The sequence below is a fragment of the Collinsella aerofaciens genome (assembly GCF_040910245.1).
Taxonomy (GTDB): domain Bacteria; phylum Actinomycetota; class Coriobacteriia; order Coriobacteriales; family Coriobacteriaceae; genus Collinsella.
Window position 1 is genome coordinate 39614 of record NZ_JBDGAY010000018.1, and the last position, 14836, is coordinate 54449.

Here is a 14836-nt window from a genome sequence, read left to right on the forward strand (position 1 = left end):
TCTCCTCTGCCAAAAAGGAAGTTGCGGTGGAATACGGTCTGTTTTGGCCGTTTATGGGCCAGTTTAGTCTGTATTTCACCGCAACTGATGAAGGGTTGGTTAGGCGCGCTCGAGGAAGGCCTTGTAGCCGCGGTAGGCCTCGTAGATGTCGGCCTTGTTGGCGACCTCCCACAGGGCGTGCATGGACAGGACGGCAACGCCGGAGTCGATGACGTTCATGTCGTACTCGGCCATGATGTAGGCGATGGTGCCGCCGCCGCCCGCGTTGACGCGACCGAGCTCGCAGGTCTGGAAGTCTACGCCGGCCTCGTCCATGATGTCGCGGACGAGGGCCACATACTCGGCGTCGGCGTCGTTGGAGCCACCCTTGCCGCGGCTGCCCGTGTACTTGTTAAAGCACAGGCCGCGACCCATAAAGGCTGCGTTCTTGGTTTCGAACTTGCCGGCGTAGCCCGGGTCGAAGCCGGCGGACACGTCAGAGGAGAGCATACGGCTGTGGGCGAGTGCGCGGCGCAGGGCCAGCGGGCTATCCTCGCCGGCGAGCGTCATGATCTCGGCGACGGTGTTCTCGAAGAAGCGGCTCGTCATGCCGGTGGCACCCACGGAACCGATCTCCTCTTTGTCGACGATGAGTGTGATGCTCGTGCGCTCCACGTTGGCGACGTCGATCTGGGCGAGCATGGACGGATAGGCGCAGACACGGTCGTCGTGGCCATAGCCCAGAATCATGGAGCGGTCGAGGCCCATGTCGCGGGCCGGGCCGGCGGGCACGACCTCGATCTCGGCGGAGAGGAAGTCCTCCTCCTCGACGTCGTACTGCTCCTTGAGGATGTCCAGGAACATCTGCTTGACGGGCTCCTTGGGGGCGTCCTTGTCGTCCTCGTCAAACTTGACGGGGCGGCCGCCCACGATCACGTCGAGGATCTCGGCGTCGACGGCGTCCTTGGCGGGCTTGGCCATCTGCTCGCTCGAGAGGTGGATCAGCAGGTCGGAGATGGTAAAGACCGGGTCGTCTGCCTTGTCGCCGATGTTAATGTCGACGGTGGTGCCGTCCTTTTTGCAGATGACGCCTACGAGCGCGAGCGGGGAAGCGACCCAGTGGTAGCTCTTGACGCCGCCATAGTAGTGCGTGTCGAGATAAGCCATGTCGCCGGCCTCGAAAGCGGGATTCTGCTTAAGGTCCAGGCGCGGCGAGTCCACGTGGGCGCCCAGGATGTTAAAGCCCTGCTCGAGCGGGGCGGTGCCCAGGTTGACGAGCATGAGGTCCTTGCCGTGGTTGGCGGCGTACACCTTGTCGCCGGCCTTGAGCGCGCGGCCCTCGGCGATTACGGTCTCTAGATTGACGTAGCCCGCCTCCGCGGCCATCTTGATGCCGGTCTTGACGCACAGGCGCTCGGTCTTGTTCTCGCTCAAAAACTGCTTATAGCCGCGGCAAAGCTCCTCGAGCTCCTCGATTTGCTGTGGCGTGTACTTTTTCCATGCGCAGGGACGCTCCATGACGCAGGCTCCTTTCGGATCGATCGTGCTGGTTGATGTACCGTGAGCCATCGTATCACGCGCGGGCTCACGGTGGCGGGGGAGCTTGATATGAGGTGGCCGAGGGGCGGGGAGCGTGTAAACTGGAGTGAGCAAACCGTGCCCAGCCCAAAGCGAGGTATTCAATATGTCTGACAAGCGCCGCACCTTTGCCGTTATCGACGGCAACTCGCTCATGCACCGCGCCTTCCACGCCGTGCCGCCCACCATGAACGCGCCGGACGGTCGTCCCACCAACGCGATCTTTGGCTTTTTGAATATGTTCCTCAAGATGATTGACGCCTTTAATCCCGACGGCGTGGTCGTGGCGTTTGACAAGGGCAAGCCGCGCGTGCGCATGGAGATGCTGCCGCAGTACAAGGCTCAACGTCCGCCCATGGACCCCGATCTGCACGCGCAGTTCCCTATGATCAAGGAGCTGCTCACCGCGCTCAACGTGCCGATTCTGCAGTCTGAGGGCTGGGAAGGCGATGACATCCTGGGCACTATGGCGCGCCTGGGCGAGCAGGCCGGCTGTGACATGCTGCTGGTGACCGGTGATCGCGATATGTATCAGCTCGTGACCGAGCACGTCAACGTGGTCTCGACCCGCAAGGGCCTGTCCGACGTGGCGATCATGACACCCGAGAGCGTGGACGATCTGTATCACGGCATCACGCCGGCGCTCGTACCCGACTTTTATGGTCTGAAGGGCGACACGTCCGATAACATCCCCGGCGTGCCGGGCATCGGCCCCAAAAAGGCGAGCGCGCTCATTGCGCAGTACGGTAGCCTGGACGAGGTCATCGCACATGCCGACGAGGTCAAGGGCAAGATGGGCGAAAACCTGCGCGCGCACATCGACGACGCGCTGCTGAGTCGCAAGGTCGCGACCATCCGCACCGATGCGCCTGTTGAGCTCGATTTTGAGGCGACGTCCTTCCCGGCGTTTTCTGCTGATGAGGTTTCCGCGGCGCTGGGTACGCTTGGTATCACCGCCATGCAGAACCGTTTCTTGGCGCTGATCGGCGGCGAGGACGGGGCTGCTGCTGCCTCCAGTGTGTTTGAGATGCCTGCGATGGTTCGCGCAGCCGCCGGCGATGCTGACGCGCTTGGTGCCGTTGCGGCTGAGATCTCCCGCGCGATCGATGCCGGCGAGTGGGCCGCCGCCGTGGTGGACGACGACAAGGAAGAGGGCGCGCTCTTTGGACTGACGCGCACGCTGTGGTTGGCGACGTCCAAGGGCCTGTTCGCGCTCGAGGAGGGCGACAGCGGTGTGGCGGCTGAGGTTGAGGGCTTCAATTTTGCCCACGGCGTGATCGCTGGTGTGCTCGCGCGCCTGTTTATGGAAGGCCGCGTGACGAGCCCGGATATGAAGACGCTGTTGCACGAGCTTTCGCCCATCGATTCTTCTGAGCCCGAGCTCATGGATTCGCTGGCAGTCGATTCTACGCGCATCTTCGATACCGTGGTCGCCGCCTACCTGCTGGATTCCGACCGCTCCGAGTTCGATGAGGCGTATCTGGCCGATACCTACCTGCAGATGTCGCTGCCTGCGGCACGCGGCGCAGAGGGTGCCGGTGAGGACGCTCCTGCGCCCGCCGCTCGCACGGCGGCCTTGACGCTGGCGCTCGTGGCGCCGTTGCGTGACCGTATGGCCCGCGAGAATGCCGCCAACGTGTTCGATGGCATCGAGATGCCGCTCGTTCCGGTGCTTGCCAAGATGGAGCGCGCGGGCATGCTCGTGGACCCCGAGCGTCTGCACAGTCTGTCCGAGGGTCTGGCGACCCAGATTGCCGAGGTCGAGCGCAGCATTCGCGGCCTGGCGGGTGACGAGACCTTTAATATTGGCAGTCCCATGCAGCTGTCGCACGTGCTGTTTGACGTTATGGGGCTTCCGACCAAGGGCCTCAAAAAGACTAAGCGCGGCTATTATTCGACCAACGCCAAGGTGTTGAGCGACCTTGCCCGCGACCACGAGATCGTGCGCCTGATTTTGGACTGGCGTGAGAAGTCCAAGATTAAGTCGACCTATCTGGACACGCTAGGTCCGTTGCGCCGTGGTGACGGTCGAGTGCACACCACGTACAACCAGACCATCACCGCGACGGGGCGTCTGTCCTCGAGCGACCCCAATCTGCAGAACATCCCGACGCGCTCGGAGCTGGGCCGCACCGTCAAGACGGCGTTCTCGGCAGGCGAGGGCAGCGTCTTTTTGGCGGTGGACTACTCGCAGATCGAGCTGCGTCTGCTGGCGCATCTTTCGGGTGATGAACATCTGGTACGTGCCTTTAACGAGGGTGAGGACTTCCATGCCGAGACGGCCGCGCGCGTATTTGGCGTGCCGGTGTCCGAGGTGACACCCGATCTGCGCAGTCGCGCCAAGGCCGTGAACTTTGGCATCGTGTACGGCCAGCAGGCCTACGGTCTGTCGCAGTCGCTGCATATCTCGATGGCCGAGGCGCGCGATATGATCGATCGCTACTACGAGGCCTACCCGGGCGTGCGTACGTTCCTCGACAACGTGGTGGCGCGTGCCAAGCAGACGGGCTACGCCGAGACCATGTACGGTCGCCGGCGTCACATTCCGGAGCTCAAGGCCAAAAACCCACAGCTCCGCGGCTTTGGCGAGCGCACGGCCATGAACCACCCCATGCAGGGCACCGCGGCCGACATCATCAAGATCGCCATGGCCCGCGTAAGCCGCCGCCTGGAAGAAGAGGGCTTTGCCGCCCACATGATTCTGCAGGTGCACGACGAACTGGACTTTGAGTGCCCCGTCGACGAAGTCGAGCGCCTCACCGCCATGGTCCGCGACGTCATGGAACACGTAGTAGACCTCCGCGTACCGTTGATCGCCGAAGCCAGCACCGGCATAACCTGGGCCGATGCCAAATAAAGACGCACCAACAATCCCAAAGTAACCAAAACAGAAGGGGGCTCCTTGCCAACAAGGAGCCCCCTTCATTCCAAAAAATCAGCCAAGTATCTAGACGCCAAGACGCCATCCAGGCGGCAAGCAAGTTACCCAAGGACCTGGCCGGGCGAGGCGGGTAAGTTTTTCGTAGATTCCGCACGAGCCGGAAAGCACTTAATGTGCTTTCCGAGCGAGCCCAGGACCTGACCGAGCGAAAAGTTAACCCATGCCACCCGGCCAGGTCCGACGAGCGCGTTAGCGAGCCGCCAAGATGGCGTCGATGAGCGTCAGTACGCCCCCGTCGTTGTTGCTCGGAATGCGCCACTTGGCGTGCGCGTTCATGTGCTCCTCGGCATTGTCCACGATAAAGCTGTGGCCGACGCGCTCGAGCATGGGGATGTCGTTGTAGGTATCGCCCACGGCGGCGGCATCGGCAATATCGATGCCCAGGTGCTCGCACAGGTGCGCGACGCCGGCGCCCTTGTCGACACCCAGGTTCATAAAGTCGATCCACTCGCGCCCGGCGTTGGTGACGTAGAGCTTGTCCGAGAACTCGGGGCTATAGGTCTCGCGGAAAGCGGGCTCGGCGTCGTAGCCGGGGAAGAAGACCGAAATCTTGTTGGACTCGAAATCAATGCCCTCAAAGCTGTCGACGTAGTTGATTGTGTTGTAGTAGACGCTGATCTCGTCGTGGTACTGATGGTCGCGGGCAAGCACGTAGAACTCGTCGAAGCAGCACAGGACGGGGACAGCGCGCGGATCCTCCGAGGCGCGGCTCAGGACCTGCTGATACAGCTCCACGTCAATATTGCTCTTATAGATATAGTTGCCGCGATAGATGACGCACGCTCCGTTGTCGGGACAAAAAGCGAGGCGGTTCTTGATGCCCTCGAACATCTCTTCGAGCTTGGGGGCTGGACGTCCGCTGGCGGGGCAGAATACGATGCCGGCGTCGGCGAGCTTGTCCAAGCGCTCATCAAGACCCTGCGGCAACACGCGCTCGTCGGTCAGCAGCGTCTTGTCCATGTCGACGGCGATGAGCTTAATGTTTCCGATATTGGCGTCCGATTCGTAAGTTTGCATAAAAGCGAGCCTTTCGTTTCGAGATTGTTTCAGACGTTATAACCATCAACTCGTAGTCGGCCGTATTTTCGCAGGAACGGAGCGTATTTGCACCACGCTTCACAAACTAATGAAAAAACTTTTCAGAAATTTGAATTTGTCGCTTGTGCTGCGGGCACTTTAGCGTAATATAGCGAACATCGAAAACGGAGACGGAAAAACAACCGCTTACCGAGGAAAAGGTACCGTTTACGATATTAGAATTGCGCCCGGCGATACGTGAAAGGAGAGGCAGATGCAGTTCGTAAAGATCATCACCACTGCAGACAATGCCATCCGACGCCAGCGCGCAATTTCCCGACGACGATAACAATCGTCTCTGTCCGCATGGGGCGCAATGCCTCAACAGAGTCATTTTGAGGTCGTTGGGTTTTAGCACGACATAGCCGCATGTTTCTAGGGCATGTATGTGCTGATTTTTGCTATTTAACCTGATATTGCACGGTATATGACCTTGAAATGACTTGCAACTGACCGATGTTCTAACTAGCTACCAAGGGCGAAAGGAAACAGCCATGAGCAAGGAAAAAGTCGTTCTCGCATATTCCGGTGGTCTTGATACATCCGTATGTGTCAAGTGGCTCCAGGACGAGAAGAATCTCGATGTCGTTTGTGTCTGCGGCAACGTGGGCCAGGAGGAGACCGGCCTGGACGCCAAGAAGCAGAAGGCGCTTGACCTGGGCGTTCTCGATTGCCAGGTACTCGACCTGCGCGACGAGTTCTCCGATGAGTTCCTGACTAAGGCCATCGCTGCAAACTCCATGTACGAGAACAAGTACCCGCTGCTCTCCGCCCTGTCTCGCCCGCTGCTCGCCAAGAAGCTTGTCGAGGTCGCTCACGAGTTTGGCGCGACCTACGTCGCCCACGGCTGCACCGGCAAGGGTAACGACCAGGTCCGCTTCGAGGCTGCCGTCAAGGCCCTCGACCCTGAGCTCAAGGTTATCGCCCCGGTTCGCGAGTGGGATCTGAAGTGCCGTCCCGACGAGGTCGCCTATGCCCACGCTCACAACGTACCGGTTCCCGAGGGTGCCAACGACAACCCCTATTCCATCGACGACAACCTGTGGGGTCGTGCCATTGAGTGCGGCCACCTGGAGGATCCCTGGAACGAGCCGCTCGACGACGCTTGGGTTATGACCAAGAATCCCGAGGACACGCCCGACACCCCGACGTATACCGAGATTGAGTTTGAGGCCGGCAAGCCCGTCGCCGTCGACGGCAAGAAGATGAAGCTCTCCGAGATCGTCATCGCCCTCAACAAGATTTCGGGCGACAACGGCTTTGGCCGTCTCGACCTGGTTGAGGACCGTCTGGTGGGCCTCAAGAGCCGCGAGTGCTATGAGGTTCCCGGCGCCCTGACGCTCATCACCGCCCACAAGGCGCTCGAGGACATTTGCGTCGAGGGCGACTTGCTCAAGACCAAGATCAAGCTCGAGCAGGATTGGGCCACCGCCGTGTATAACGGCCAGTGGTACAGCCCGCTCAAGAACGCGCTCGACGCCTTTATGGCCGACACCCAGAAGTTCGTGACCGGCACCGTCCGCCTGAAGTTCTTTAAGGGCAACTGCCATGTCGTCGGCCGCAAGAGCCCCTTCAGCCTCTACGACTACGGTCTGGCTACCTACGACCGCGACACCACGTTTGACGAGAAGGCCAGCGCCGGCTTTATCGAGATCGATACGCTGTCGCTCAAGACGTGGGCAAAGGTCCAGGGTCCCAGCTCTGCCGCCGCCCAGGCCTAAGGCTTTTCCTTCCCTTGGTATCCGCGCGGCCCATCCGCGTGATACAAAACGGGCGCACGGGGTCCCTACCTTTCGTTATGCTTGCTGACACTTCTTAACATCGGTGGCCCCTACGTTCCGCCCGCATATATGATGCCGCGCTTGCGGCTGAGTCCGAGCCCCGCCGGGGTTGTCCGGCGGGGCTCTTTCTATCAATTTGTCGGCCTTGCGCCTATATATATGAGGAGTATCCAATATGTTCAATGTCATCGCGCATGCTTTACTTGCCCTCGCGCCCGAGCTCGATGCTGCAAAGGTCGAGGACGTCCCTATGAGCCTGAAGGCTTGGATTGACGGTTCGCAGGGCAATATCCGGAGGGAGACGTTGGGTGCCAAGTGCATGGTGCGTCACTTCTTTGCAAATTAGCTACATGGCCTCGCATGCAGTGGGGAATGTGCAAAACTAGCGGTTGGTAAATCGCTTTAGCGACATGGCGTATTGCTTTGGGCGCTTCGTTTGGTATTTGATGAAAGGGGACGATCCCATGACTCTTTGGGGCGGTCGTTTTGAGGCGGGCGTGGCCGAGGTCACGCAGGAGTTTGGCGCGTCGCTGCCGGTCGACAAACATCTCTATAAGCAGGATATCGCCGGCTCTAAGGCACATGCCAAGATGCTGGCCGCCCAAGGCATCATCAGTGCCGAGGACGAGCAGGCGATTGCCGAGGGCCTGACCGGAATCGAACAGGATATCGATGCCGGCAACTTCACCTTCGATATCAACGACGAGGACATTCATATGTCCATCGAGAGCGAGCTGACGCGCCGCATCGGAGAGGCCGGTAAGCGCTTGCATACTGGGCGTTCGCGCAACGACCAGGTGGCGACCGATACACGCCTGGGCGTCAAGGCGCTGGCCAAGGAGCTCATGGAGGCCAATCTTGAGCTGCGCCATGTGCTGGTGGATGCGGCTAAGAAGTACGACAAGGTGATTCTGCCGGGTTACACGCATATGCAGCACGCTCAGCCCGTGCTGCTCTCGCATCATCTGCTGGCGTATTCCTGGATGTTCGCGCGCGACTTTACACGTTTGAAGGCCGCCTTTGATGCCGCCGACAACTGCCCGCTGGGTGCTGCCGCGCTTGCCGGTACGAGCTATCCGCTCGATCGCCAGATGACGGCTGCTGAACTTGGCTTTGCGGGCGTGATTCCCAACTCGCTCGATGCGGTTTCCGACCGTGATTTCCTGCTCGATCTGCATTACGCCGGCTCCGTCATGGCCATGCACCTGTCGCGTCTTTCCGAGGAGATCGTGCTGTGGTCGAGCTCCGAATTTGGCTTTATCACGCTTTCCGACTCGTACTCCACCGGCTCGTCCATCATGCCGCAGAAGAAGAATCCCGACTTTGCCGAGCTTATCCGCGGCAAGAGTGGCCGAGTCTATGGCAACCTGGTGCAGCTGCTCGTGACCATGAAGGGTCTGCCGCTTGCTTATAACAAGGACTTGCAGGAGGACAAGGAGGGCGCGCTCGATACCGCTCACACGCTCATGCAGTGCCTGTCCGTTATGGCTGGTATGATTTCGACTTGGACCGTCAACGAGGATGCCATGGCGCGCGAGTGCGGCGTGGGGCACCTTGCCGCTACCGATGTTGCTGATTACCTGGCCAAGCGTGGCCTGCCGTTCCGCGAGGCACATGCCGTGGTGGGCCATCTGGTCCTGATGTGCGAGAAGCGCGGCTGCAATCTTGAGGACCTGCCGTTTGAGGTGTTCCAGGAGGCAAGCCCGCTCTTTGAGCGCGACATTACCGAGGCGCTCGACATCCCGTCGATTGTCGCCGCGCGCACGACCGAGGGCGGTACCGCCCCTGCCGCCGTTGCCGTTCAGCTGCAGCGTGCCGAGGCGCAGCTCGTGGCCGACGAAGGCATGTTTGGATCGCTGACCAAGGTTGTCGAGATGGGTCACGGGGCTAATTAACTTATTGGATGCGTCTGTCTGGTGTGTTCATCATATCTTGCCTTTACGGGTGCCCGCTACGGTGGGCGCCCGTTTTGTTATAGAGAAGGGAGGGGTCTGTCGAGAACTTCTGTAGGACCTTTGGGCAGGTTGTGAAGGGGGTGCGTTCACGGGCGACAACCGACCGTCCGCTCGGTTCGATGCGGTTGATGGGCGGTCGGATGGTACTCTAATCGGGCTTCGAAACAGAAGTGACACATATGGAGCGTTTTAATAAATTGCAGCGTTTCAATAAACAGCTTTTTGTTTAACTGCAGCTAAAACTCTGTTACGATGCAGTCCAGGCGGGTGCCGGAATGGGACTTGGGCACGCGCGAACCTACTTGAAAGGCTACCTTATGGCTATCGAGAAGACTTTCATCATGATTAAGCCCGACGCCGTGCGCGACCGCAAGATCGGCGAGATCGTTGCTCGCATTGAGCGCAGCGGCCTTGTCATCGAGCGCATGGAGATGACCACGCTCGAGCGCGCTACCGTCGAGGAGCACTACGCCCATCTGGCCGACAAGCCCTTCTTTGGCAGTCTCTGCGACTTTATGACGAGCGGTCCGGTCGTCAAGATGGTCGTTTCCGGTCTCTCCGCTGTCTCCAAGATGCGCACCCTTATGGGCGCTACTAACCCGCTTGATGCTGCCCCCGGCACCATTCGCGGCGACTTTGCTGTCGATGTCAATGCCAACGTGATCCACGGCTCCGACTGCCTGGAGAACGCCGAGATCGAGATCAAGCGCTTTTTTGGCTAAACCAGCTTTGACTCCTTAAAGCTGTTAGCGTGTGGCTTGGGCGCTGCGGAATTCCATCCGCGGCGCCCTTTTTATTCCAAAATCTATGAAGGGGCCCGCTCGGACATGAGCTCCGAGCGGGCCCCTGCTGTTAGCTTGTGGCACTGAGTAGTTTAGGCCTCGTCGACGACCTTGAGGCCGCGCGTGTGGTCGATCTCGTTGAGGAGGTTAACGCGACGCTCGTGACGACCGCCCTCAAACTCGGCGTCGAGCCACTCGTCGACAATCATCTTGGCGAGCTCGGAGCCCACGACGCGGGCGCCAAAGGCGAGCACGTTGGTGTTGTTGTGCATGCGGGAGAGCTTGGCGCTGAAGGGCTCGGAGCATACGACGGCGCGAACACCTTCGACCTTGTTGGCGGCCAGGCTGATGCCGACGCCGGTACCGCAGATCAGGATACCCAGGTCGACGTCACCGTTGGCCACGGCCTTACCCACCTTGTAGCCGGCGATGGGGTAATCGAAGCTCTCGGAGGTGTCGGTGCCAAAGTTCACGACCTCGCAGCCGCGCTCCTTCAGGTGCTCGGAGATGATGTTCTTGAGCTCGACGGCGGCGTGGTCGTTACCGATACCAATCTTCATGAGTGGTTCCTCTCTGGTCCGTGCGGCGGAATTGCTAAAGGTTTTACCGCGTTCGACTGCATGATAGCGCGACTTTTGTGTAAACGCTCGGGTGTTTTTTGGTCAAACGCTTTAGCATGCAACAAGACTAGTTTTTAGCATGCAACAAGACTAGTTTTTCATGTATTAATGCTGTCAGTTTGCGCTTGAACGCCGTCCGCCGGAACTTGGGTTGCGGTTTTTGATGCATTGTTATCAAATAAAAGAGCTAACTATTATCGAGAGCCCAGCCCTTTATACAAGTAGGAGATACCTATGCCTGCCGATTCCCTTCGTGATACCGCGTTTTGCGATGTTTTGAACCGCGAGCTTGTCTGTGCGCTCGGCTGCACCGAGCCCATTGCCGTTGCCTATGCCGCGGCGCTGGCGAGCCAGACGCTCGGTTGCGAACCCGATCATATGGACGTTGCCTGCTCGGGCAACATCATCAAGAACGTTAAGAGCGTGACCGTGCCCAACTCGGGCGGCATGCACGGTATTGAAGCGGCGGCCGTGCTGGGTGCCGTGGGCGGTGACGCCAAGAGCGCGCTCGAGGTGCTCGAGAGCGTTAACGACGAAGACCGTGCTCGCGTGTCCGAGCTTCTCGCCGATGCCGGTTACTGCGATGTGTCGCTTGTCGAGGGTGTGCCCAACCTCTACATCAAGGTGACCGCAACGGCCGGGGGCCATGCCGCGGTCGTCGAGATTACCGACCACCACACCAATGTTACGTGCCATACGCTCGACGGTATTCCGGTATGCGGCAAGTCGGCGGGGGAGTGTGCCGCCTGCGCCGAGCGCGTCGTGGCCGAGCGTGCGGCAGATAGCGCCGATACCCCTATGAGCATTGAGTCCATCATCGACTTTATCGAGGACGGTGACATTGAGGACGCCCGCGCTGCCGTTGAGCGTCAGATTGAGCTGAATGGCGCGATCAGTGCCGAGGGCCTGGCGCACGCTTGGGGCGCCGAGGTGGGCCGTACGCTGCTGGGCGCACGTGCCGATGACGTCGCCTGCCGTGCCCGTGCCCGTGCAGCCGCCGGGTCCGATGCCCGCATGAACGGCTGCGCGCTGCCAGTCGCCATTGTGTGCGGCTCGGGCAATCAGGGCATTACTTGCGCGCTGCCTGTTATGGAGTATGCCGAGTACTTGCGCTGCGACCACGAGCGCCTGGTGCGCGCCGTGATGCTGTCCGATCTGATCGCCGTGCATATCAAGAGCTATATTGGTGCGCTCTCGGCGTTTTGCGGTGCTATTTGCGCCGCATGCGGTGCCGGTGCCGCGATTACCTGGCTGTGTGGTGGCACGCGCGAGCAGATTGGCGCGACGGTTTCGAACACGCTCGGTAACGTGGGCGGCATCGTGTGCGATGGCGCCAAGGCAAGCTGTGCCGCCAAGATTTCCGCTGCCGTTGATGCGGCGATTCTGGGCCACGATATGGCCATGCAGGGCCGCGGCTTCCGTGCCGGTGAGGGCCTGATCCAGGATACCGTCGAGCAGACAATCGCCAGCATGGGCTATGTAGGCCGTGTGGGCATGAAGGACACCGACGTCGAGATCCTAAACATCATGATCGGCAAAACCCAAGTATGCTAGTTACGCGGTTTTACCAAACCGCGTAACTAGCCGACGCTGCAAGCCCGCCAGAGCGGCAATCTGCCTTTCAACTTCGGCGGCATAACCAGAAGGTCAATGCCGCCTCGTTTCAAGGCACCTTGCTCGCTCTGGCGGGCTTTCGCTGTCGTTGCCAAAACATCGGCGTTATCTTCGTTTGTTGTTCTATTGGCTAGGACAGTTCGTCGGCTATTTGGTGCTCGTAGAAGGCTTCTACTACGGCGTTAAAGTCGCGGGCGAAGTCTTCCATGGTTCCGCGCCAGGTGGCTCGGCTGGGCTTGCCTTGGCCCACATAGGCAGTCTGAATGCCGCAGGCGGGGCTGGGGAAGTCGCGTTTGGGATCGTTGCCCACCATGAGGACCTCGTGCGGCTCGAGCCCCATCACCTGAAGCTGCTCTAGATAGTAGGTGGCATCGGGCTTGCAGCGGGTGGTGTTTCCCATGTGCGTGACGAGCTCAAAGGGGGCGTCGGCCAGATCGCCCCAACCCATGCGGCACTCGATGGCCCCCTGCGGAAAGCTGGGGTTGGTGAAGAGCGCGCAGCGCAGTCCTGCATCCTGTACGGCCTGAAGCGCGGCGTGTGCGCCCGGCATGGCGTGGGCGTTGATGACATCGTCGTTCTTGTACGGCAGGACTTCGCGGTCGTAGTAGGTAAACGCCTCGTAGATAAGTGGGTCCGAGAGGCAAATGCCGCACCGGCGCTCAACCTCTTCTTGGTAGAACTCCAGATTGGTGCGATTATCCGTGCCGCTTCGGCGATTCGCGTTGAGGTCGACCAAGATGGTGCCGAGGCGTGCCATCGTGCCACCGTGGCTGCGGCGACCGATATCCGCGAGCATCGACGAGACATCCTTAAAATATCGAAGGATGAATGCATTGAGGTTGATGCTAAGAAGCGTTTCGTCCATATCGAAAACGACTGCTTTGAGCACGCGGGCACCTTTCTCGAAAAATCGTTCCAGAATCGTTGGCTCCGGATACTTTACCCTAAAGGTGTATGGGCAAACTGCTTATCGTCAAGTTGTGGAGACAGCTGTCCATAAGATTACGAAAAAGTCTTCACACGAGTAAAAAAACGCAGTTCACGCTTGAAATCGAACCCATTTCCCCGTAACCTATACGAACGTGATTGCATAAGCGTCACATTAGTATCTGTCGGCTCCCGAGTGTTCCTAAACGTTGTGTGCTTGTCGCACCCTTCTGTAGGTCCTAGCAATCGGGGCCCCGTAGTTCGAAAGGGGTCCACCTTTGAGTGAGATTCAGAACTCGTCCATTTTCTCTCTTGACGATGTCAACGAGGAGGAGATGAACAACCTCATCGACGGTACGATTACCGACTTTGATGAGGGCGATCTCGTTAACGGCACTGTCGTTAAGATCGAGCATGACGAGGTGCTCGTTGACATCGGATTCAAGTCCGAGGGCGTTATCCCGGTCCGCGAGCTGTCCATCCGCAAGGACGCTAACCCTGCAGACATCGTTGCACTCGGTGATCCCATCGAGGCCCTGGTTCTCCAGAAGGAGGACAAGGACGGTCGTCTGGTCCTGTCCAAGAAGCGTGCCGAGTACGAGCGTGCTTGGAACCGCATCGAGGAGAAGTTCAACTCTGGCGAGAACGTCGAGGGCGAGGTTATCGAGGTTGTCAAGGGCGGCCTGATCCTCGACATCGGCCTGCGTGGCTTCCTGCCCGCTTCCCTCGTCGACCTCCGTCGCGTCAAGGACCTCACCTCCTACATGGGCACCCGCATCGAGGCCCGCGTTATCGAGATGGACCGCAACCGCAACAACGTCGTCCTCTCCCGTCGCGTCGTGCTCGAGGAGTCCCGTAAGGCCGAGCGCTCCGAGATCCTGTCCAAGCTCAAGTCTGGCATGCGTCTCCAGGGCACCGTTTCCTCCATCGTCGACTTCGGCGCCTTCGTCGACCTCGGCGGTATCGACGGCCTCATCCACATCTCCGAGCTCTCCTGGAACCACGTCAACCATCCTTCCGAGGTTGTCAAGGTCGGCCAGGAGGTCGAGGTCGAGGTTCTCGACGTCGATCTCAACCGTGAGCGCATCTCCCTGGGTCTCAAGCAGACCACCGAGGATCCGTGGCGCGCACTGGTCAAGAAGTACCCCGTCGGCGCTATCGTCGAGGGCACTGTGACCAAGCTTGTCCCGTTCGGCGCTTTCGTCGACCTGGGCGAGGGCATCGAGGGCCTGGTGCACATCTCCGAGATGGCCAACAAGCACGTCGACCAGCCTTCTCAGGTCACCCACGTGGGCGACAAGGTTCAGGTCAAGGTCATGGAGATTGACCTCGACCGTCGTCGTATCTCCCTGTCCATGAAGTCTGCTGCTGAGACTCTGGGCGTCGAGATCGAGGTTACCCCGCTGCCTTCCGAGAAGAAGGACGAGGAGACCGACGCCGAGTAAATCGGTTTGACGATCACTTGTTTTAAGGGATCCGTCCGCAATGGACGGATCCCTTTTTGCATTCAAGACTTTAGTCTGCTGGCCGCGCAGCGGCCAGCTTTAAACCACCCGCTACGCGGGTGGAGACAAACGGCTTT

11 protein-coding genes are annotated in these 14836 nt (G+C 59.7%); 7 read left to right on the forward strand and 4 right to left on the reverse strand.

Annotation, left to right across the window (positions count from 1 at the left end):
- Nucleotides 1–99: 99 nt before the first annotated feature.
- Complete coding sequence (locus tag AB5Z20_RS07300) at nucleotides 100–1497, reverse strand: aminopeptidase (RefSeq protein WP_368156798.1); 1398 nt, start codon at nucleotides 1495–1497, stop codon at nucleotides 100–102.
- A 166-nt stretch (nucleotides 1498–1663) separates the two neighbouring features.
- Between AB5Z20_RS07300 and polA the strand changes: the two genes are divergently transcribed.
- The gene (polA, locus tag AB5Z20_RS07305; protein ID WP_368156799.1) at nucleotides 1664–4414 is read left to right on the forward strand and encodes a DNA polymerase I; all 2751 of its coding nucleotides are present in this window, start codon (nucleotides 1664–1666) and stop codon (nucleotides 4412–4414) included.
- 273 nt (nucleotides 4415–4687) lie between these two features.
- Here polA and AB5Z20_RS07310 read toward each other — a convergent pair whose 3' ends face one another.
- Nucleotides 4688–5515, reverse strand: a complete 828-nt coding sequence (locus AB5Z20_RS07310) for a Cof-type HAD-IIB family hydrolase (protein WP_368156800.1) — start codon at nucleotides 5513–5515, stop codon at nucleotides 4688–4690.
- A gap of 554 nt (nucleotides 5516–6069) precedes the next feature.
- Here AB5Z20_RS07310 and AB5Z20_RS07315 point away from each other — a divergent pair.
- The 4 genes from AB5Z20_RS07315 (at nucleotide 6070) to ndk (ending at nucleotide 10033) form a co-directional block, all read left to right on the forward strand.
- Entirely contained in the window at nucleotides 6070–7296 is a 1227-nt protein-coding gene (locus AB5Z20_RS07315) for an argininosuccinate synthase (RefSeq protein WP_035138001.1), read from the forward strand.
- Nucleotides 7297–7531: 235 nt separating this feature from the next.
- On the forward strand, nucleotides 7532–7702 hold the full coding sequence (locus tag AB5Z20_RS07320; RefSeq protein WP_271738655.1) for a hypothetical protein: 171 nt from the start codon (nucleotides 7532–7534) through the stop codon (nucleotides 7700–7702).
- Between the two features lie 118 nt (nucleotides 7703–7820).
- Complete coding sequence (gene argH, locus AB5Z20_RS07325; protein ID WP_368156801.1) at nucleotides 7821–9251, forward strand: argininosuccinate lyase; 1431 nt, start codon at nucleotides 7821–7823, stop codon at nucleotides 9249–9251.
- Between the two features lie 377 nt (nucleotides 9252–9628).
- Entirely contained in the window at nucleotides 9629–10033 is a 405-nt protein-coding gene (gene ndk / locus AB5Z20_RS07330; protein ID WP_117757021.1) for a nucleoside-diphosphate kinase, read from the forward strand.
- Between the two features lie 152 nt (nucleotides 10034–10185).
- On the opposite strand, the gene rpiB is transcribed toward ndk, so the two are convergent.
- A complete protein-coding gene (rpiB, locus tag AB5Z20_RS07335; RefSeq protein WP_006234151.1) occupies nucleotides 10186–10653 on the reverse strand; it encodes a ribose 5-phosphate isomerase B in 468 nt (155 codons plus the stop codon).
- 294 nt (nucleotides 10654–10947) lie between these two features.
- Between rpiB and AB5Z20_RS07340 the strand changes: the two genes are divergently transcribed.
- Nucleotides 10948–12267, forward strand: coding sequence for a serine dehydratase subunit alpha family protein (locus tag AB5Z20_RS07340; protein WP_368156802.1), 1320 nt, complete (start codon nucleotides 10948–10950; stop codon nucleotides 12265–12267).
- Nucleotides 12268–12457: 190 nt separating this feature from the next.
- On the opposite strand, the gene AB5Z20_RS07345 is transcribed toward AB5Z20_RS07340, so the two are convergent.
- The gene (locus AB5Z20_RS07345) at nucleotides 12458–13216 is read right to left on the reverse strand and encodes an HAD family hydrolase (protein WP_343006760.1); all 759 of its coding nucleotides are present in this window, start codon (nucleotides 13214–13216) and stop codon (nucleotides 12458–12460) included.
- Nucleotides 13217–13532: 316 nt separating this feature from the next.
- Here AB5Z20_RS07345 and rpsA point away from each other — a divergent pair, with 316 nt between their 5' ends.
- Nucleotides 13533–14699, forward strand: a complete 1167-nt coding sequence (rpsA, locus tag AB5Z20_RS07350; protein ID WP_022095232.1) for a 30S ribosomal protein S1 — start codon at nucleotides 13533–13535, stop codon at nucleotides 14697–14699.
- The last annotated feature ends 137 nt before the right edge of the window (nucleotides 14700–14836 follow it).

Bases quoted from the DNA above. Each gene is read 5' to 3' on its own strand.
- rpiB (WP_006234151.1), bottom strand. From the start codon at position 10,653: ATGAAGATTGGTATCGGTAACGACCACGCCGCCGTCGAGCTCAAGAAC.
- AB5Z20_RS07300 (WP_368156798.1), bottom strand. From the start codon at position 1,497: ATGGAGCGTCCCTGCGCATGGAAAAAGTACACGCCACAGCAAATCGAG.
- AB5Z20_RS07310 (WP_368156800.1), bottom strand. From the start codon at position 5,515: ATGCAAACTTACGAATCGGACGCCAATATCGGAAACATTAAGCTCATC.
- polA (WP_368156799.1), top strand. From the start codon at position 1,664: ATGTCTGACAAGCGCCGCACCTTTGCCGTTATCGACGGCAACTCGCTC.
- AB5Z20_RS07320 (WP_271738655.1), top strand. From the start codon at position 7,532: ATGTTCAATGTCATCGCGCATGCTTTACTTGCCCTCGCGCCCGAGCTC.
- argH (WP_368156801.1), top strand. From the start codon at position 7,821: ATGACTCTTTGGGGCGGTCGTTTTGAGGCGGGCGTGGCCGAGGTCACG.
- ndk (WP_117757021.1), top strand. From the start codon at position 9,629: ATGGCTATCGAGAAGACTTTCATCATGATTAAGCCCGACGCCGTGCGC.
- AB5Z20_RS07340 (WP_368156802.1), top strand. From the start codon at position 10,948: ATGCCTGCCGATTCCCTTCGTGATACCGCGTTTTGCGATGTTTTGAAC.
- AB5Z20_RS07315 (WP_035138001.1), top strand. From the start codon at position 6,070: ATGAGCAAGGAAAAAGTCGTTCTCGCATATTCCGGTGGTCTTGATACA.